The organism is Kordia jejudonensis (assembly GCF_001005315.1).
Classification (GTDB): Bacteria; Bacteroidota; Bacteroidia; order Flavobacteriales; family Flavobacteriaceae; genus Kordia; species Kordia jejudonensis.
Map to the genome: position 1 here is coordinate 17,543 of NZ_LBMG01000029.1, position 19,542 is coordinate 37,084.

The 19,542-nt window shown below is 35.2% G+C and carries 20 protein-coding genes; 11 read left to right on the forward strand and 9 right to left on the reverse strand.

Translation table 11 applies throughout. From position 1 onward, the window contains the following. The first annotated feature begins 139 nt into the window (after positions 1-139). The 4 genes from AA089_RS14540 to AA089_RS14555 all read left to right on the forward strand — a co-directional run bounded on the left by AA089_RS14540 (position 140) and on the right by AA089_RS14555 (position 3,076). Complete coding sequence (locus AA089_RS14540) at positions 140-826, forward strand: alpha/beta fold hydrolase (RefSeq protein ID WP_046757702.1); 687 nt, start codon at positions 140-142, stop codon at positions 824-826. 148 nt (positions 827-974) lie between these two features. Next, positions 975-1,187 carry a hypervirulence associated TUDOR domain-containing protein gene (locus AA089_RS14545; RefSeq protein ID WP_046757703.1) on the forward strand — a complete coding sequence of 71 codons (213 nt, stop codon included), beginning with the start codon at positions 975-977 and terminating at the stop codon, positions 1,185-1,187. A gap of 118 nt (positions 1,188-1,305) precedes the next feature. Next, positions 1,306-2,328 (forward strand): hypothetical protein, encoded by a 1,023-nt coding sequence (locus AA089_RS14550; protein ID WP_046757704.1) that lies wholly within the window; start codon positions 1,306-1,308, stop codon positions 2,326-2,328. A gap of 100 nt (positions 2,329-2,428) precedes the next feature. After that, positions 2,429-3,076 carry a Dph6-related ATP pyrophosphatase gene (locus AA089_RS14555; protein ID WP_046757705.1) on the forward strand — a complete coding sequence of 216 codons (648 nt, stop codon included), beginning with the start codon at positions 2,429-2,431 and terminating at the stop codon, positions 3,074-3,076. A gap of 15 nt (positions 3,077-3,091) precedes the next feature. On the opposite strand, the gene AA089_RS23760 is transcribed toward AA089_RS14555, so the two are convergent. Next, positions 3,092-7,576, reverse strand: coding sequence for a lamin tail domain-containing protein (locus AA089_RS23760; protein ID WP_053002449.1), 4,485 nt, complete (start codon positions 7,574-7,576; stop codon positions 3,092-3,094). Positions 7,577-7,679: 103 nt separating this feature from the next. Here AA089_RS23760 and AA089_RS14565 point away from each other — a divergent pair, with 103 nt between their 5' ends. Continuing rightward, complete coding sequence (locus tag AA089_RS14565; RefSeq protein ID WP_046757706.1) at positions 7,680-8,150, forward strand: regulatory protein RecX; 471 nt, start codon at positions 7,680-7,682, stop codon at positions 8,148-8,150. Between the two features lies 1 nt (position 8,151). Here AA089_RS14565 and AA089_RS14570 read toward each other — a convergent pair whose 3' ends face one another. Beyond that, entirely contained in the window at positions 8,152-9,021 is an 870-nt protein-coding gene (locus AA089_RS14570) for a cupin-like domain-containing protein (protein WP_046757707.1), read from the reverse strand. Positions 9,022-9,133: 112 nt separating this feature from the next. Next, positions 9,134-10,243 carry a biotin synthase BioB gene (bioB, locus tag AA089_RS14575; RefSeq protein WP_046757708.1) on the reverse strand — a complete coding sequence of 370 codons (1,110 nt, stop codon included), beginning with the start codon at positions 10,241-10,243 and terminating at the stop codon, positions 9,134-9,136. 178 nt (positions 10,244-10,421) lie between these two features. Between bioB and AA089_RS14580 the strand changes: the two genes are divergently transcribed. Genes AA089_RS14580 through AA089_RS14590 form a run of 3 tightly spaced genes read left to right on the forward strand, consistent with a single transcriptional unit; the run spans position 10,422 to position 11,731 of the window. Next, entirely contained in the window at positions 10,422-10,703 is a 282-nt protein-coding gene (locus tag AA089_RS14580) for a TRL-like family protein (protein ID WP_053002450.1), read from the forward strand. Continuing rightward, the gene (locus AA089_RS14585) at positions 10,678-11,166 is read left to right on the forward strand and encodes a hypothetical protein (RefSeq protein WP_156169036.1); all 489 of its coding nucleotides are present in this window, start codon (positions 10,678-10,680) and stop codon (positions 11,164-11,166) included. The genes AA089_RS14580 and AA089_RS14585 overlap by 26 nt, the downstream gene beginning before the upstream one ends. Before the next feature lie 4 nt (positions 11,167-11,170). Beyond that, positions 11,171-11,731: a hypothetical protein gene (locus AA089_RS14590; RefSeq protein WP_046757710.1), complete on the forward strand. Its 561-nt coding sequence runs from the start codon at positions 11,171-11,173 to the stop codon at positions 11,729-11,731. 1 nt (position 11,732) lies between these two features. Here AA089_RS14590 and AA089_RS14595 read toward each other — a convergent pair whose 3' ends face one another. From AA089_RS14595 to AA089_RS14615, 5 genes are all read right to left on the reverse strand, one after another. Continuing rightward, complete coding sequence (locus AA089_RS14595) at positions 11,733-12,215, reverse strand: hypothetical protein (RefSeq protein ID WP_046757711.1); 483 nt, start codon at positions 12,213-12,215, stop codon at positions 11,733-11,735. Then, positions 12,208-13,170 carry an alpha/beta fold hydrolase gene (locus AA089_RS14600; protein ID WP_046757712.1) on the reverse strand — a complete coding sequence of 321 codons (963 nt, stop codon included), beginning with the start codon at positions 13,168-13,170 and terminating at the stop codon, positions 12,208-12,210. Before AA089_RS14600 ends, AA089_RS14595 begins: the two co-directional genes overlap by 8 nt. A gap of 88 nt (positions 13,171-13,258) precedes the next feature. Then, positions 13,259-14,695, reverse strand: coding sequence for a flotillin family protein (locus AA089_RS14605; protein ID WP_046757713.1), 1,437 nt, complete (start codon positions 14,693-14,695; stop codon positions 13,259-13,261). 4 nt (positions 14,696-14,699) lie between these two features. Next, positions 14,700-15,278, reverse strand: a complete 579-nt coding sequence (locus AA089_RS14610) for a hypothetical protein (protein WP_046757714.1) — start codon at positions 15,276-15,278, stop codon at positions 14,700-14,702. Between the two features lie 37 nt (positions 15,279-15,315). Continuing rightward, positions 15,316-16,464: a beta-ketoacyl synthase N-terminal-like domain-containing protein gene (locus tag AA089_RS14615; protein ID WP_046757715.1), complete on the reverse strand. Its 1,149-nt coding sequence runs from the start codon at positions 16,462-16,464 to the stop codon at positions 15,316-15,318. A gap of 169 nt (positions 16,465-16,633) precedes the next feature. On the opposite strand from AA089_RS14615, the gene AA089_RS14620 reads away from it, so the two are divergent. After that, positions 16,634-18,340, forward strand: coding sequence for a helix-turn-helix domain-containing protein (locus AA089_RS14620; protein ID WP_082113284.1), 1,707 nt, complete (start codon positions 16,634-16,636; stop codon positions 18,338-18,340). A 109-nt stretch (positions 18,341-18,449) separates the two neighbouring features. Beyond that, the gene (locus tag AA089_RS14625; RefSeq protein ID WP_046757717.1) at positions 18,450-18,656 is read left to right on the forward strand and encodes a hypothetical protein; all 207 of its coding nucleotides are present in this window, start codon (positions 18,450-18,452) and stop codon (positions 18,654-18,656) included. An 82-nt stretch (positions 18,657-18,738) separates the two neighbouring features. Here AA089_RS14625 and AA089_RS24830 read toward each other — a convergent pair whose 3' ends face one another. After that, entirely contained in the window at positions 18,739-18,909 is a 171-nt protein-coding gene (locus AA089_RS24830; RefSeq protein ID WP_156169037.1) for a class I lanthipeptide, read from the reverse strand. A 194-nt stretch (positions 18,910-19,103) separates the two neighbouring features. On the opposite strand from AA089_RS24830, the gene AA089_RS14630 reads away from it, so the two are divergent. Further along, a complete protein-coding gene (locus AA089_RS14630; protein ID WP_046757718.1) occupies positions 19,104-19,538 on the forward strand; it encodes a cytochrome c oxidase assembly factor Coa1 family protein in 435 nt (144 codons plus the stop codon). The last annotated feature ends 4 nt before the right edge of the window (positions 19,539-19,542 follow it).

The window sequence follows — 19,542 nt, forward strand, 5'->3', positions numbered from 1 at the left end:
CACATGTTAATATCGGCAACCTGAATCCTCATATCTCAATACTAATATCTTATAGTATTTCATGCACTTCTCGGTACAATTTTTCTTCATTTTACTTCAAAAAATCACTCGAAGAGACGATTTTTAATAACTTTATGAGATGAAACAACAAAACCTACTCCTACTTCACGGTGCTTTGGGAAGCAAATTACAGTTGCAACCGCTGCAAGAAATGCTTTCAAAAGATTTTAATGTTTACACCTTAAACTTTGAAGGTCACGGTGGACGAACTTCTGATGAAGCCTTTGCGATGGAACGATTTGCAGCTAATGTAATTGAGAAACTTGAAATGTTGGGAATTTCCCAAACACATATTTTTGGCTATAGTATGGGCGGTTATGTCGCGTTGACATTGGCTAAAAAACAGCCTGAATTGGTTGGGAAAATTGTAACACTTGGCACAAAGTTCAATTGGAGTTTGGAAAGCGCACAGCAAGAAGTTAAGATGTTGAATCCTGAAAAAATTGAAGAAAAAGTACCAGCTTTTGCCAAACGTTTAGCGGAACTTCATCAACCAAATGACTGGAAAGAAGTGATGCGCAAAACAGCCGAGATGATGCTAACTTTGGCAAACGGCAAAAAGTTAACCAATGACGATTTACACCAAATTCCACATAACGTTTTGATCGGAATTGGTGCTTTAGATAAAATGGTTACTATTGAAGAATCTGAAAATGTTACTTCACAATTACCCAACGGAACATTAAAAATTATAGCAGATGTAAAACATCCTATTGAAACCGTAAACGCAGACGTACTGACTCAACTGATTCGAGATTTTATATAGTCACTTCTTAACTATTGTTTGCATTTTTTCCCAAGTAGAAATTCCTTTTGTTCTCATTTAGCAAAAACATGAACGCAATCACTTCAATACAAGGCAACTACTTTTTTTAATTCTTCGTTTGACGTATCTTTATGAAAAAAGAAAAATTATGATACGAAAAGGAACCGAAGTTAAATGGAAATGGGGAAATGGTTATGCAGAAGGAAAAGTGGAAGAAACCTATACAAAATCAATTACGAAAACTATAAAAGGCTCAGAAGTTACCCGAAATGGTTCAGATGACGATAAAGCGCTTCATATAAAACAAGATGATGGTACAGATGTTTTGAAACTTGAAAGCGAAGTAGAACGCAACGACTAATAGTTTTTACATAATACACAACTGATCGTTTTGTCGTAAATACGCAACTTTACGTATTTTATTTTTATAGTGTAATCGTTATTTTTACTGTATTATAACACGTTTACATTATAAAACTATGCAAAAATCATTAACGCAACAAGACAAAAGTAAGCTTCGAAAAAAGTTAGGATTTATAGGTATTTTCACCATTGGCGCAGTTGTCATTTTTGGCTTTATTTTTTCTTTTGTTCTGAAAGATGTCACCTTAGGTAGCGATGGTTTTAGTTACATTCCATTTGTCATGTTTGGTCTTTTCGGATTGTTTTTTGCGGGAATTATTATCTATTTGGCAAGAACTGTAATTCTAGATATACGACTTGGCATGAAAGATTGCTATGAAGGAATTGTTGACGATAAACGACTCGACATTCGCCAAAGTTCATCAACTTCTACAGGAGCTAGAGGAAGTAGTAGCCGATCGAGCACTACAAAACGTAATTATTTTATTACAGTTGACGGCACCGAGCATAGCGTAGAATTTAGTATGTATAATGCTGTTAGCGTTGGTGATTCAATTTACTTTGAAGTTGCACCAAAATCGAAAACAGTTTTGCATCATAAAATTTTGGAGGAAGCCGTTGAAGAGTCAAAACAAATTCAAACATATGCCAAAGGAAGCTATCCAACATCAAAGATTCGGAAAGCACCATTGACAAGAAGAGATGAAGATTCTCTACGTAGTTTTTATAACCAAAAAATACGCAAACGCTTGATAATTATAGCGTTTTTAGCACTTCCAATTGGTGGATTAATTTTTAATGGTTTGGGAGGATTATTGGTGTTTCTTTTTCCGTTACCAATCATATTCATATATCAATTGTACAAGTTACTTCGCTTCCATTTAAACTACAAAAAAGCAATCAACTCTGGGAAGAAAAATTTAGTAACCACGCAAGTTGCCGATAAACTTTTCACTACAATTTCTAGAAACGGAAGCAAGCAACAAAACCGAACATTGAAAACAACCTACGGACATGTACGCGTTTCCGAGATGATGTATGAAAAAGTAAATTCTGGAGACGAAATTATTATTCACGAAGCTTTGCATTTAAAAAGTATCCTTGGTATTTCTGTTGATGATGTGTATTATCCTTTTTAAATACCTTATAAAATAGTTGTTGCAAAATAGTTACTGTTTATACAGCATAGGAGTTTGCGAGTTTGTATTTTTACTGTAAACTTTGCACGAATTACTTGTTATGAAACTACTTTGTTCTTGGTCTGGCGGAAAAGATTCCTGTTATGCTTTATTGAAATTACAACAAAAACCCACGGTTTTATTGAATGCCTTAAATGAAAACGGCGAGATGAGTCGCTCACATGGACTTTCTAAAGCTGTGTTACATGCACAAGCAGACGCTTTAGGAGCTTCAATTCATTTTATTTCGGCTACTTGGAATGATTATACTACTAAGTTCATTGACAAGCTAAAAACACTTTCAAATCAATATGAATTGACAGATGCTGTTTTTGGCGATATTGATATTGAATCGCATCGTGAATGGGAAGAAAAAGTGTGTAAAGAAGCAAATATAAAGTGCAATTTACCGCTTTGGCAACAAGAGCGTCGCAAACTCGTTACAGAAATGATAGATGCTGGAATTGTAGCCATGATTGTTTCATGTAATGATCATTTAGGTCAAGATTTTTTAGGCAGAATTATCAACGAAGAAACCATTGCTTTGTTAGATGCGAAAGGTGTTGATATTTGTGGCGAGAATGGCGAATTTCATACTGTAGTTCTAGATTGCCCACTTTTTCACACACCTATTGACGTGATTACAGGTGAAAAAATGAGCAATGGAACTGGTTATCATTTTATAGAATTATTCCTGAAAGAAGAATAACTCTTTTGAATGCTGTTAGCGGGTAATTTTCTTTGTTATTTTCCCTTTTTCGGTATCAACCACAACAATATACACTCCTGAAGCTTGCTGATTTAGTGCTATTTTTTGACTCATGTCCGTTACCGAAATGATTTTTTCTCCCAACATTGAATATACCGTTACACTATTGATTTGTGTCGTTGTACGTTGCTTTATTTCTAATTCGTTAGTATCATTTACATACACAACAATAGCATCTTCATTTACAACCTCATCAACACTCAATAAATTATTGTTTACAAATTGTAATTCAAAACGATTTGGAAAAATTCCATCAGCACTTGTGAAGGTATAATCAGATAGTTTTAAGTTATGAACTATGTTTAAATCTAAATCGTTTAGATAGATATCTGTTGTGTTTAATACTCCATCTATGTCTCCAAGTCCTATTGTAAAATCGCCTAAAACTTGCGTATCGTATCCTAAAGGAACAATATCTGTATCTGTAAATGTTGGACGTCCTTGAATTCCGTATTCGCCCGTATCATCTTTTGAATAGAAGCTGACATAGTTGATTCCTTTTAAACGAACACCATCATACAACCTGTCTTTTTGCAGCGTTGCATCATCAAAAAATCCAATTAAGAGTTCACTAAATACGCCGTCTGCATTTGTGAGTTGCAACCAAACTCTATCTTTTTCTATAATAGGATCATTTTCTGCATTCGTTGGCCTGAAAAAGTCATCATTACTATAAGCGTTGCTTCGCATACTGTTGTTAAATGTAACTGTTCCTGCCGTGATGGCTTCTAAGAAAAATCCTTGTCCAGAAGCTATAAATCCTGTTGGTGCCGAACTTCCACTTGTTGAACCTGTTCCGATTCCTCCAACGGTATTGTACATTGCATAATCGTCCGTACTGTAATTAAATGTATTAGGTCCAGGATTGGCAATAGAAACATCATCTACATGCGTCCAAAAGTATAGTGTTCCTGAAATATTTGTGTTAAACGCGACAAAATCGTCAGCACTAATTGCTGATGGATAAGGGTTTCCGACAAAATTCCAGTCGTCATCAGAATCTGTTGCATCTGCACTTAGACTAATTGGCGAAGTAATAACACCATTGTTAACTGCACCACTAAATGTAATTGATTCTGTTCTCGGAAAACTTCCTGTAGTTGGTCCCATAGCTGCATAACCAACGCCTGGCGTCATTGCATTTGACACGGTTACTGAGTTCCAAATATTATTATCATCATCAATTTCATCATTGTTTAAATCAGCATAGTTTGCCGCGATGTAATTGTAAATTCTATCAAGTCTCCAACCACTTAACGCAGTTGCAAATGTGGTGCTTGCTACAGGCGAAGACCAGTATGTATAATCGTATTGTTCAAATGAAGTGGTTGTTTTTTCAACATTGATAATTCCTGTTCCATTAAGTGTTACACTTCCAGCATCATCAACCATTACTAATGAACCTTCATGATTGATGTTTATGATTCCTGTATCATTTACGGTCAAATCATTTTCAATATCAATATAAGTTGCCGCTGGAATTGTTAGCGTTACGCCTGAATTAACCGTTAACGAACATACAGTAAGCTCTCCATTTGTTGTGGCATTATAATTTGAGGCAAGTGACACTGCTCTTGATCTGTCTGGCATTCCATGACTCCAAGTCGAACCGTTCCAAGAAGTAACCGCATCTTCATGTTCTCCTAAGTATGGATTTGTTCCCATGACTGCATTTTCGACTTCTGCGGAAGTAAATTCAACCCAATCATTAATATCCCAAGTTGTGGAAGGCGTTGTAGACACACATGAGTTTCTTACAAAACATCTTAAATCGCCCCAAGCAGTTCCATCTCCAATAACATCAACTCTATTTGCCCATGAATTGCTATCAAGACTTGTAGTAATAATGACTAAATCGTCTCCACTAAATAAACTTGCTCCTGCTGGAAATTCAGTTGTAGGATTTCCATCATACCCTGTTTCTCCTGGTGAAGCATATGCGGGCAATACTGCGGTATCGTGCTTGAAACGACGCACTTCTCCAGCAGCCATGTCTGTAGTTATGAGTACATTGTTATTAAATGACGGCGAACTTCCGTTAGAAGGATCTGCAGCTGCAGGATTGTCAGCATCTGCATTGTTTAATACTACGATGTAATATGTATTTGCTGGAATGATTGATCCGCTTACATTTTTGACTTCAATCCATTTATTCGTTGCAGCACCTTCATAATATTGTGTAATCATTACATCATTAGAACCAGCGCCATCATTGTCCGTGATGGTTAGTGTATGAGTTGTGTTTGTTCCTATTGCTGCGCTTGTTCCACCTGCTACATTTTGTAAATTTAAAATTACTGTTTCGTTTGGCTCTACAACTGCGTCATCATTGGAGATAAAGATAGATACGCATTCGTCAGAAGATGATCCTGCCGCAAATGTTAATGTGATTGGAAATACGATTGCTGCTGGAGTTCCTCCGCCATCATCGTAGTCTGTTCCATTGGTTGCTGTACTAGCTCCATCAAGGGCAACTTCTACGGTTGTTGCTGTTGAGCCACTTGGATTTACAATGGATACACAAATATCTACGGTAACTCCATCTTCCGTTAATGTTGAAGTTGTTGATATAAATTCTACTTCTGTAGTTGCACAAGGAGAAACGAGTGAGTTGGTTCCTGGAGAACCACCATTGGTAACTTCTTGCCAGTTGGTTCCTGTATCCGAATTATCTATGGTGCTATCTATCACATGAAGAGAGTTTCCATTTCCATCTGCACCATCACTTGGATCGTAGGTAACAGCATCCGCGGCTGTTGTTCCGTCTGCAGCGAAAAGCGTAATAGTTTGTATTGAGTTTGCTAAGTTGTTCGAGTTATTTATACTTCCATTTAATCCGAAATCGGGAGTAAAATTACATCCAGGATTAAAGTTTCCGTCTCCATTACTTCCAACACCAATTGTAATACAGGTTCCGTCTGCAATGGTTGTTCCTCCTGAAAAAGTATATAATGTTGAACTGTTAGATTCTATCGTATATAAACTTAGACTTTGCGTACTTCCTGAGTTGTTACAAATTTCTACCCATTCGTCGTCTGTTCCTGTAGAGTTATACATAATTTCTGTGATCACTACATCTGCTAATGGTGGCGGATCTACAGTTAATATTCCTGAGTTATACGTTACAGGATCCCAAAAATTCCCCATATTGTCTGCTAGAATTCCTCCATATGTAAAATCGCTACTATTGATTCTAAATCGGGAAGCGTAGTAATAAGTTCCTGGTGTTCGCGCACTACCAATTTCCGCTACGTATTGATCATTATTTCCAACATCCGAATCGTACGTTGCTGCAACCCATGTCCAACCTGAATCTACTCGTGGGTCATTATCTGTTGTATTATATCCTATCCAAGCTTCAACATTGGCTCCTTGCCCAACGGCATTTGTGATTCCTGGTTCAAAAACTTGTGCAAATACATTAAATGTATCGCCTTCTGTAATGGTTGCTGATTTAGGAAAATCTACATTACAAAAGTCTGCAATATCAGGATTTACTGTTAATTGAACTGAATCATTATTCCAAACTCCGCCAGAACCTCCATAGGTAAATAGGCAATTATTTAGTCTAAAACGACTTGCATAGTAATAGGTTCCTGTTGCTAAACCTGAACCGATTTCGGCACTAAATTCATCATTGTTTCCCGATTGCACATTAAATGTTGCTGGAACCCATGTCCAACCTGTATCAACACTCGGGTCATTATTTGTTGTATTGTATCCTATCCAAGCTTCTACGCCTGTGCCAGCGCCAGCAGCTTCTGTAACTCCAGCTTCATATCCTTGCGCAAATACGGTAAAATTATCGCCTACTGTAATCGTTTGTGACGTTGTTGGAAATTGCACGTTGGTAAAATCCATGGCATCTGTACAGGTAGTAGCAGTGCTTCCATTCACAATGATATCATTTCCAGTTCCTTCAAAACCTCCTGTACCTGTAGTACCTTCTGCCCAGCCATAAATTCTATACGTCACGGCAGCTGCATTTCCCGTTTGATTCACTGTGAATGTAATAACTTGTGTACTGGTATTGTCGGCAATAGCCATTTCGGTATCAATGTTTGCAGCATAACTGTCTAAAGAACTTCGCAAAGTAATACCACGCAACCCTGTAGAAGAGCGTTGTACATTGAAAACCATTGTGGTAACATCAAAAGAGAAACCAGAATTTGGTGTTATTGTAAATTCCATGTAATCATTCCCTGAGACTGCATTCGCAATATTTGTTAATGCCCAAGAACGCGCATTGAATCTGTTTCCATTGTTTGAAGCAGTCAGTCCAGCACCTCTGGTAATTGTAGCACTTGATATGTTAGCATCATTTGTATTGGATGTTGCAGACACTTCATTTCCTACTAATCCGTTGAAGTCGAAAGTTAATATTTGACTGTACCCAACAGACACAACAAAGAGAAAAAATAATATGGTAAAGTTTTTCATTGTATGGCAAAATTATAGCATATGCAAAGATACTTTTTAATCTATTTGTTATCAAAGAAGTATCTTTGTAACGTTAAATAATTCGTTGTAATTGTTCATATTTATGGAAAAAAAATCATATTCTGTTACAGAAGCCAAAATTAAGTTACAACAATTTTGCGCATATCAAGATCGCTGTCACAAGGAAGTTGTTGAGAAATTGCAACAAATGAACATGATTCCAGCAGCAATTGATGTGATTGTTTCTGAATTGATTCAGGATAATTTTTTGAACGAAGAACGCTTTGCAAAAAGCTTCGCTAGAGGCAAGTTTCGCATTAAGAAATGGGGACGTTTACGTATTGTGAGAGAGCTGAAATTACGCGATATTTCAAAGTATAATATTGATACGGCTTTGAAAGAAATTGACGAAACTGAATACTTGAAAACTTTAGACGATTTGGCCAAGAAACGGAATGCTTCTATAAAAGAAACCAATCCGTTTAAACGAAAGAAAAAAATTGCCGATTATCTATTTTACAGAGGTTGGGAAGCGCATTTGGTGTATGAAAAGATTAATGAGCTTGTTAAATAATTTAAAATATTTCATTTTTTCGATTCGTCCTGAGAATCGCTTGTTCATTTTTCCAATCAATCCATTTTTGTCCTTTCATTCTACGCATTAGGTTGTCGTAATGACGCATGATAAAAATATTATAGATGGCTTTTCCTAGATTTTTTGGTTTTCTTGGAATGGCGCGTAAACTCATAGAAAAACCAGGTGTTATGTATTTCATGTAATGCCACCATCCTTCTGGCATGTAGAGTATATTTCCGTGTTCTAAGTTTGTACTATATCCTTTTGCGTTTTGCAATGCTGGCCATTTGTCAAAATCAGGATTTGAGAAATCAATATCTTCTCTAACAATTAATGAATGTGGAATTTTATAGAGAAAATCATTTTGTTTTTGATCGAATAAAATACATTGCTTTTTTCCTTCGAAATGAAAATGAAAAATATTTGCTAAGTCAATGTCATAGTGCATAAATGTATGCGAGTTTGTTCCACCAAAGAATAACATTGGCAACGATTTCATTAGTTTTAAACCAAAATCAGGATAGGTAAAATCGTCTTGCAGCGAAGGAACTTCTTTTAGAATATTCCAAAGAAAGATGCGGTATTTTGTAGGTTCATTTTTGAGTAAATTTACATACTCAGTCATTTTCATTTTCGCATGTGGTTCGTTAAAACCATCTTTATAATCTACAGGTCTATCATCATATAATGGCACTTCTTTATCTCCTGCAATTTCTTTCATGTAGTCCAAACTCCATTTTTGATACGCTGGCCAATCTTCAATAAAATTCTCTATGACCACAGGTTTTTGTGGAATAAAGTAATTTTTAATAAAGTCTTCTTTGGTAATTGTTTTAACCCTTGGAATTTCTTGCAGATTCAATTTCAAAATTCTAACGTTTAAGATAGCTAAGTTAGTAAATTGTTACTTAAAAAGTATTTTGCAACTAAAAAAAAGAGCCTATTTCTAAGCTCTTTTTTGTTAATGTTTTGGTAATTTTTTATTGTTTTTTGGACAATACCGCTGCTTTCATTTTTTCTTTCGCTTCTTCGTTTCGTTCAATTTTGTGCTCAGGTCGTGACCATTTTGGTTTTTCCCCTAACGCTTCATATTGCGAATCTTTGGCTTCTACGGTTTGTGGTTGTACTTTTTTGGTAAATGGTTTTTGCGGATTTAGACCTAACATTTCAAACATCTTCATATCTTCATCTACATCAGGGTTTGGTGTAGTTAGTAATTTGTCTCCTGCAAATATTGAGTTTGCTCCTGCAAAGAAACACATTGCTTGTCCTTCTCTACTCATGTTTGTTCTACCTGCGGATAGACGCACTTGCGTTTCAGGCATTACAATTCGCGTGGTAGCTACCATACGAATCATTTCCCAAATTTCTACAGGTTTTTCGTTTTCTAATGGCGTTCCGTCAACGGCAACTAAAGCATTGATTGGCACAGATTCTGGTTGTGGATTTAGCGTTGCTAAGGCAACTAACATTCCTGCTCTGTCTGCTACAGATTCTCCCATTCCGATGATTCCACCACTACAAACTGTTACATTTGTTTTACGCACATTGTCAATGGTTTCTAGTCGGTCTTCGTAGCCACGTGTTGAAATTACTTCTTTATAGTATTCTTCCGAAGAGTCTAAGTTGTGATTGTACGCGTATAATCCGGCTTCAGCCAAACGCTGTGCTTGGTTTTCTGTTACCATACCTAATGTACAGCAAACTTCCATATCTAGTTTATTGATGGTACGTACCATTTCTAATACTTGATCAAATTCTGGTCCGTCTTTTACATTTCGCCATGCAGCGCCCATGCAAACACGTGAGCTTCCTGATGATTTTGCGCGTAATGCTTGTGCTTTTACTTGGGAAACCGACATTAAATCGTTTCCTTCAATATCAGTGTGGTAGCGTGCTGCTTGCGGGCAATACCCACAATCTTCAGGACAACCGCCAGTTTTTATAGAGAGTAATGTAGACACTTGTACTGTATTTGGATCGTGATGCAATCTGTGTACAGTAGCGGCTTCGTATAGCAACTCCATCATTGGTTTGTTGTAAATCGCTATGATTTCTTCTTTAGTCCAATTGTGTCGTATGTTGTTCATAAAAAAGTTAGTTTGGTCACAAAAATAGTTATATCAAATTAGATTCTCTTGCTGATGTGCCTAAAATATAAATTTTAATGTAGACTGAATTTATTTTTAATTAAATTCTTACAGTTTTTTTTCTTTTAAATTTATTCTCTTAAATTCGCATAATTAAAACAAATTAAATTTAAAACTAATGAAGAAAAAATTAATCAAAGGAATTTCTGTTTTCGCTCTTGCTTTAGCAATGACTTCTTGTTCAATCACAATGCCTGTAACAGCTACTAGTAACGCTGTAGGTTCTAAAGTAGGTAAATCATCTGCAACTGTAGTATTAGGATTTGCTTTCAACGAAGATGCATCAATCAGAACTGCTGCAAAGCAAGGTGGAATTTCTAAAATTTCGACTGTTGACATTAAAGTAAAAAATGTTTTAGGATTAATAGTTACTTATGAAACTATCATCACAGGAGAATAATTTTACAAGATTTAAAATAATGGGTAGTTTTTTTCTGCCCATTATTTTTTTGTGTTTATTTTTCATTTCTTGCAGTTCTGAAGGCATTCAAGCACCTATTTCTTTGTTTGACGGACATCAGTATATACTAAAAGAAGGAGAAAAAGAAACTAAAAAAGGAACTGAAGCAGTTGCAACAAGCAATGAGTTAAAGTTCGCCTTAAATAAACCACAACTTGTTTTATTTAAGCATGTTACACACAAAGATTACAATACTTATATTTTTATAGATTTAGATTCTACTATTAATAAAAGTAATATTTACAAAAAGTCTACTTTAGCAAAAAAGAAAGTAGTTTTTTACCAACATATGGTAGATTCTGCAAGCGAAATTACGAGTATCACTTTGCTTAAAAACGATAATTTTTTAAATCGTTTTTCTGAAGATTCCCTAACAACACAACGTTTCATTATTGAAAAATAAAAGTATGATTTCTACACCTATTCGTTTCTCAAAACAACTTATCATTTTAGCACTTGTAGCATTTAGTTTACAGAGTTGTGTCGGAGTACGTTCTGGCGGATCGAGTGGTAAAATATCCAAATACGTAGAAGAGTTTTTCGTGGGCGATAATGTGTTTCAATACTTTGTGAAGCCGTTAAAGTATGACACAGACAACCAAGTTGACGCTTTTGTAGATGCTACATTGCGAAATAAAGATAAAACTACAGATAGCCTTACCGTCAACTTTACCGTTTCGCTAAAGACTTTAGATGAAATTGAGCAATTGGTTATTAAAAATAGTACGGATGTTGTGAAAATTTCTACCATCAAAACATTCTTTAGAGAACCTGCTGAGGAAGAAGGTTTTTACGATCACAGAGGAAGCATTCAATTACCTTACAGTCAATATGTTGATTTTTTATTGAATGAAAATCATTCTATTGAAATTAAAACTGCATCTGAAAGAATTTCTATTCGTCCTTCCAAAAAAGCTTTGAAAGCAATGAATGCCGTTAAAAATAAGTTTGCTGTTCGTATTAATTAAACTACAACCATTTAGATTCCGCTTCTGTTGCGTCTAAAATATCAATTTTTAATACTTCGGCAATTTGTTTTGCTTTTTCAAACGCATCTTCTTTGTTTTTGGTTGTGTATGCTTTGATGCGATGATTTCCATTGTAAAATAAATTTAAAACAATCACATCACTTTTCACATTTGCTTCTGCACTTCTAGAGCGAATAGTTATGGTTTCTGTTGTACTAAATACAGAAACATAGTCTATTTCAGGCAAGTCATCCCATTTTCCAAAACGAAATCCTAAGACTTCTATAAATGTTCTGTATTTTTCTATTGTAAGATCGATCTCAGTTCCATCTTTGTGTAAAAAAAACATAGAAATTCCACAGACAATTAATCCATAATAACCGCCAGCTAGTACCGAAATTGCACCAACGGCAAAAGTAAATACTCCAAAAGCAATTTTTATGACTGGAGGTTTTCGCTTAAATTCTATTTTATCGTTATTCATTTATAAAATCTGTAAAAAGTTTGTAAAATTTCTCAGCTTCTTCTAAGTATGGATTGTGTCCGCTTTGCTCAAACATGACAAATGTTGCTTGTGGCATAAATTGCTTGTATTGTACTGCAAATTCTGGTGTAGAAACGCCATCGTAACGACCGGCAATGATTAAGGTTTTTGCTTTTATATTTTTTAATTCTTTTCTATAGTCTTGCTGAATCATACTTCCTGCAACATCAAAATCGCCATCTTTTCCAATGATAGCCACATAGACATCATTTGCCCAACCTCTGTGCTTATATGAAGGCGAATTTTGCTTGAGTTTCGTATTGTGATAGTAGACATATTTTGTTGGAAAACTCCCGTATACTTTTGAGAATTCTGGATCGCTGGAAACATATCCTAATGCACGTAACGAATCTACTTTTTTCCACTTTTCAGGAAAGTGTGTTTTTGCATACCGATTGTAACTGTCACAGTTTGCTTGCCACATGGCGCCACTGTGAAAACCGTTTATCAACACCATTTTGTCTACGTTATTTTTGTATTTAATGGCGTAAGCTTGCGCTGGAACAGTGCCGTACGAATGACCAACTAAAAAGATTTTTTTGAACTTTAAAAGCTTGCGTAGTTTTTCAATGAGTTCTACATCATTTTCCACTGAATATTCAGATGGATTTTTAGCATCATCACTTTTTCCTCTTCCTAAGAAATCAAAAAATACAACCGTATGCGTTTTGTAATAGTGTCCAAAATTTCCTTGCATATAATCATGCGAATTTCCTGGTCCGCCAGGCAAAAAGAAGATGGGATCGCCAGTTCCTTTGACTTCAACGTTTATTTTGTAACCGTCAATGGTGTAGAATTTTGATTCAAATTTATCATAAATATCCGCTTCTTGTTGTGCAAATAAAATTGAATTTACACAGATAAAAAGCAGTGAAAGAAATGCTGTTTTTTTCATTCTATTATTTTTAGTTGCGTCAGTATTGTAGTGCTTATTTTCATAAAAAAAATCCGCACAGTGGCGGATTTTTATATGTATTGAAAATTTATTTTTCTTCCGTATCCGTTGTTGTTTCTCCAGATACTGGAATTTCTTTGGTTACATCTTTACCTTTTAGGTATTCTGGCAATTCCATTCCAGCCATGTTAAACATTTCTTGTAATGGTGGAACTGCTTTGTACATTCCTGAGATAAAGTTTGATGTAGATGTTTTACCATCTTTTCCACCGCCACCATTTTCCCAAACGGTAACTTTATCAATTTTGATATTTTTAATTGCTTCTGCTTGTGTTTTAACCAATTCAGGTAATTTGTCAGCAATTAATAATAATACCGCATCTTTTGAGTTGTCTCCAGCTGCTTTTACAATCTGATCTAAACCTGCTGCTTGCTTCGTTAATACTTCGTATAAACCTTCTGCTTCTGCTTGCGCTTTGAATAAGATTGCATCTGCTTCACCTTTCGCTTTTCTACGAATGCGTTCTGCTTCTGCTTCAGCGTCAATTTCTACTTTACGTTTGTCAATTTCCGCAGGTACAATAATATCTGCTTCTTGCGATGAACGTTCTCTTTCTGCTCTGGCTAATTCCGCTTCACGTTCAGCTGCATACGATTCTTCTAAGGCTTTTGCCGCTTGTACTTTTTCTGACGCGATTGCCACACGCTCTGCTTCTGCTTCACGCTGTCTACGTAAGGAATCAGAGTTTGCTACTTCAATTTTTGCTGTGTTTTCACCATCAACTGCTTTTGCATTTGCCGCAGCAACTTGTGTACGTTCGTCTTGTAATGCGTTTGCTTCACCAATAGAACCATCTCTGTTTTTTTCTGCAACCGATTTACGTGCCGCGTTAATTGCGTGTGCCGCAGCTTCTTTACCAAGTGCTTCTATATATCCAGATTCGTCAACGATATCCGTAATGTTTACGTTAATCAGTTTTAAACCTACTTTCTTCAATTCTGTTTCGACACTTTCAGAAATATTCGTTAAGAATTTGTCACGGTCATTGTTGATTTCTTCAATATCCATCGAAGCAACTACCAAACGTAATTGTCCAAAAATGATTTCCTGTGCTAATTCTTGAATTTCATGTTGTCCTAATCCTAATAAACGTTCGGCTGCATTTTGCATAATGCCTGGTTCTGTAGAGATACCAATGGTAAATCGAGAAGGCACGTTTACACGAATGTTTTGCTTACTTAAGGCATTTACTAAGTTTACTTCTATAGAAATTGGTGTTAAGTCTAAAAATTCATAGTCTTGAATTACTGGTAAGATAAATGCTGCTCCACCATGAATACATTTGGCAGATTGTCCGCCACCTACTTTTCCATAGACTACTAAGATTCTATCAGAAGGACAACGCTTGTATCGACGGATAAATACCGTGATTAGGATAAAGAAAAAGAGACCTGCAAAAACAAGCGTGATCAATGATCCTGCTTCCGATAACGGATTGTCAGTCTGCAATAATAGTTGTGTCATAAATTTATTGATTTAATGGTTGTACGATTAATATTCCTGTTCCTGTAATTTCTTTTACTTCAATAACAGTACCTGTTTTTAGGCTTTCTTCAGTATCAGTCAACGCATCCAACTCGCGCAAAGCACCTTGAATATTGACATGTACTTTTCCTACTTTAGAACGATTGGCTCCAATAGTTAGGTATACTTCTCCAACGTTTCCGACGGCATTTTCGAGCTTTAACGTTCCGCTACTTACCAATTTATTGATGTAATAGATTAAAGCTCCCATAATGAACATCATGATGAGTCCTGCAATGGTAGACACTAAAATTGTTACGCCTTTTCCATATCCTGCGTCCATGCATGAAATTCCTGCCCAACTAAAGATGGTAAAGAATGCTACTAAGTTTTTGAAGGTGAAAAATTGAAAACCAATTCCTGTATCGCTTTCTATTTCGACATCTACATCACCATCAACACCATCTGCATCGCCTATTAAAAATGTAGTGATGAGAATAAATACAAAGATTGTAGATGAAATTCCGGCAATAACCCAATAGAATTTCTCAAAATATGATAATGCTGAAAACCATTCTGTCATAGTTCAAAGTTTTAAGTTGTTAATGTTATACCAAAGTTTAGTCACGTGTAAGCAATACTGAAACCGCATTTCCCCCAAATCCAACTGCATTTACCAAAATCTTTTTGAGTTGCTTTGGTTGATTTTCTTCGTCAAGATAAGGAATAGAAATGAATTTTTGATGTTGCATCATAAGTATTGCGAGTTCGACACTTAACATTCCTGAAGCTCCAAATGTGTGACCTATCTTCCATTTATTCGTAGTAAGGTTTGGCATTTTGTTACAAAAAATATTTTTTATTGCATTATATTCAGCTGCGTCACCTTTTATGGTTCCTGGTGCGTGCATTACAATAGCGTCAATTTCTTCGGGCAAATGATTTCCTAATGCCATGCGCATTGATTTTTCAAAACATTTTCCATCGGCTGAGATCGATGTGTTGTGTTCTAAAATTTCTGTTGCATATCCAATACCACTAATTATTGCCAACGCATTTGGTTTTTTTCCTTTTTCTAAACATATTGCGGCTGCGCCTTCGCCCAGAATCATGGTGTTGCGCTTTTTTTCTAAATCTAACGACAGACATGGATAATCTGCTTCTTTTTTGGCATAAATGTGCAAGGCTTTCATTTGCGCAATGGTAAAAGGCGTCAGCGGCGCTTCACTTCCACCAATTAAAAAGGTTGCTGTCATGCCCGCTTTTATCCAAGCAACTCCATTGATGAGCGCATGCAAAGCGGTAGAACAGGTAATGGAATGTGATATTTGTGGTCCATTAGTTTGCAAATCGTGCCCAACCCAAGAAGATATGTTTCCAAGTGTTGTGGTAGGAGAACTTAAGGTTTGTGCTTGCTTATTTTCTAAGAAATCTTCATGGTATTTTTCAAATAAACCTGTTGCGCCTCTGGATGAACCTATGTTGATTCCAAAGTTGCTTTCTGCTGTCCAACCAGCATTTTTTACAGCACTTCTTGCAGCAATTATAGCATATAAAACACTATTGTCTAAATTTTTATATTTTGAATTCGATTTTTTTAACGCTGCGACTTCTTGTTGTGCATTTTGTGAAAGTGATGCGGTGTATTCGGCATGATTTTCTTTACGAAAGCAATGAGATAAATTTGTATAATTTTCCCAAATTTCTATAGCTGTACTTCCCAGAGGAGATATTGAGCCCATGCCCGTTATAGAAATACATTCTTGCATCATAGTCGTTTTTATTAAGATTGCTAATATCGTAAGAAATCATATGATTTGCTAACATTTATATGGCAGTTTCCAACTATGTTTCCGACTCGTTTTATATGTTGCAAAAGTTATACATTCGTTTTATATTTTTCGAGTATTTTTAGATCCGCTTAATTTTACTATTGCTATGAAAATTCGCTTGTTACCGTTTGTTATGCTATTCCTGCTGACGCCTATTTTGATGTTGGGAACAAATCAAGATTCGCTTGCTATTTTTAAAGAAAAAAGTCTTTTAGATCAGCACAATTATCTGAAAGAGCATGTAAATTCTTCTCAAAATATTGAACCTTATATTGGTGTATTTTTAGAGAAAGCAACAACAGCGAAAGACACAACGTTTATTGCAACTTCTTATTATTTTAAGAATAAGGTGTATCGGAATTCGAAAATATACACGAAAGCGCATGCAGCTATTGACAACGCTATTGCATTGGCAGAAAGTAGCAAAAAAGATTCATTGCTAGGTTCTTTTTTTTATGCAAAAGGCGCAACATTTTATATTCAATCAAATTACTCAAAAGCATTGGATTATTATTTGAAAGCGAATGAGATGATGCGCACAACAAATGCTATTGAGAATCAATTATCACTTCAATTTGATATTGCTACGATAAAGCTGAAAGCTAGAAAAACCGAAGAAGCTTTTGCTGATTGTAAAAAGATTATTCATGCCTATGATTCTTTAGTAGCCTTGAAACCTGATTCTCGTTTTTTGAAAGTTCGTCTTATTAAAATGTTGAACAGCATCGCCGATTGGCACACAAAAGAAGGTTTGTACGCCAAAGCAATTGAGTTGTATACTAAAAGTCTTTTTATAAATGAAACAACTGATTATAGTTTTGGCAAGTGCGCGGCTATTGGCGGCATAGGAAATGTATATACTACGCAAAAAAAGTACGCGCTCGCGATTGAAAAACTAGACGAAGCCCTGAAAATTCCTAAAACGGATGCCAAATTGAAATTAATTACGCCTTATTTATTATTAGACAAAGGAAAATGTTTGTTTGGATTGGGACAGTATGAAGATGCGCTTCAAAGTTTTGAAGAAACCGTTGACATTATTCAAGCTAAGGATTTAAAATTTATTGGATTAGACGAAACTTACCAGTTTTTAGCAAAAACACATGTGCAACTTGGCAATCATGAAACCGCAAACGACGTATACAATCAATTTATTGAACGCACCAATTTGAGTACTGCCAAGCGTTTTGAATTGTATGAAACGATTTTTGAAGGATACGATTTAAAAAATATAGAACATCAGGTTACCAAAGCAAAAGAAGAATCTAGTTTGTTTAAAACGTATTTCATTCAAACACTAATAGCAACTTTATTGTTAGCGTTTGTAGCACTTATTCTTTTTGTCCGTTATAGAAAATCACAAAAACAGCAGTTGGAAAAGTTTCATCGACTTATTGAAGATTTGAAGACTAAAGAAGTTGAAGATTCTGAAACTATTGCAACAGGATATGTATTATCTGATGAAAAAGCCACAAAAATTTTGAATGATTTGGCAACGCTTGAAGCAAAGTTATTTTTCTTAGATAAGAAGTACAACTTGACTACATTGGCTAAAAAATGCGGCACCAATTCGAGTTATTTGTCTAAAGTGATCAATCAATATAAAGAGAAATCGTTTTCAGAATATATTTCGGATATGCGAATCAATTATGTGTTGAATGCATTGAAAAATGATAAAAAATTACGTTCATATACCATTCAATCGATTGCAGAAGAAATAGGTTTTAAAAAATCTGAATCGTTTTCAAAGGCTTTTAAAAAGCGAACTGGTTTGAATCCTTCTTATTATATTAAAAATCTTGATAATCTGTAAGTTACACTATTCAAAATACTATCTATTTTTATAAAAATCGGTTGTATTTCTTAGTTACACATTTAAATATTGAGTTATTTAGCTAAATAATTCAATAAAAAAAATCGATATGAAAACTGGTATTCCTAAAAAATTAATGTTAAAAAAAGTAACCATTTCAATTCACAAAATTTATGGTGGCGATGATGTTTCACAGAACGATACAACAGATACTACCACGACTGAACTTCCAACATTATCAAGCGCATTTCACGATCCGACGGAATCGCAAATAGATCCGAAATTCTTGAGTTTTAATGCAGGAATTTGTGCATAAAAAAGTAGTTTTTACAATACTCAATTATTAAAAAACCAGCGAGATCATTTTCGCTGGTTTTTTTGTAATTTCTTCCTATAGATTACATACATCTACATCGTGAACCATTGTCAGCTGTAGGTGGTGGACAGTGACAGACATCTCCAATAAATGATAATGTATGCACATCAAAACCTCCTTTTAACTCTTGTTGTTGTAGGTTGGAAACTGCTTTTTTGTTTAGCGATAGATTTTTAAAATTCTGTTTTTTCATGATAAAAATGTTTTTTTTGAATTAATAATTTGATCCAAAACTATCCTGATTTTAAAGCTCTTGCAAGCGTTCCTTTACCACTTTTATGAAAACAATACCCGTTTTTTATAAAAATCGATTCTTAAAAATCGCCATTGTATCTGTAACTTTTTCTGTATTTTACAACCTATTACGTATACATAAAAAATAATCTCATGGATGAACACGATATTTTTGAAGAACCTAAAAAAAATTGGTGGCAACGCAATTGGAAATGGTTTGTTCCGACTGGCTGTTTAACGCTTATTGCCCTTTTTATAATTTCTATCATCACAATGTTTTTTACGGTTACGGCTATGTTGAAAGAATCTGCTCCGTATGTAGATGCGTACGAAACTGCCACAACCAATAGGTATGTTATAGAACAATTGGGCGAACCTATTGAGCAATCTGCATTGATTAAAGGACAAATTTCTGTTGTAAATAATAATACAGACGCAAATATTCGGATTCCACTAAAAGGATCAAAAGGAGAAGCTTTGCTACATGTTATTGGTTCAAAACGCAATGAACAATGGAAATATAGTAAGATGAAAGTATATTTTACTGCTAGTAAAGATTCGATAGATTTGTTACGAGAATTGCAGTAAATTG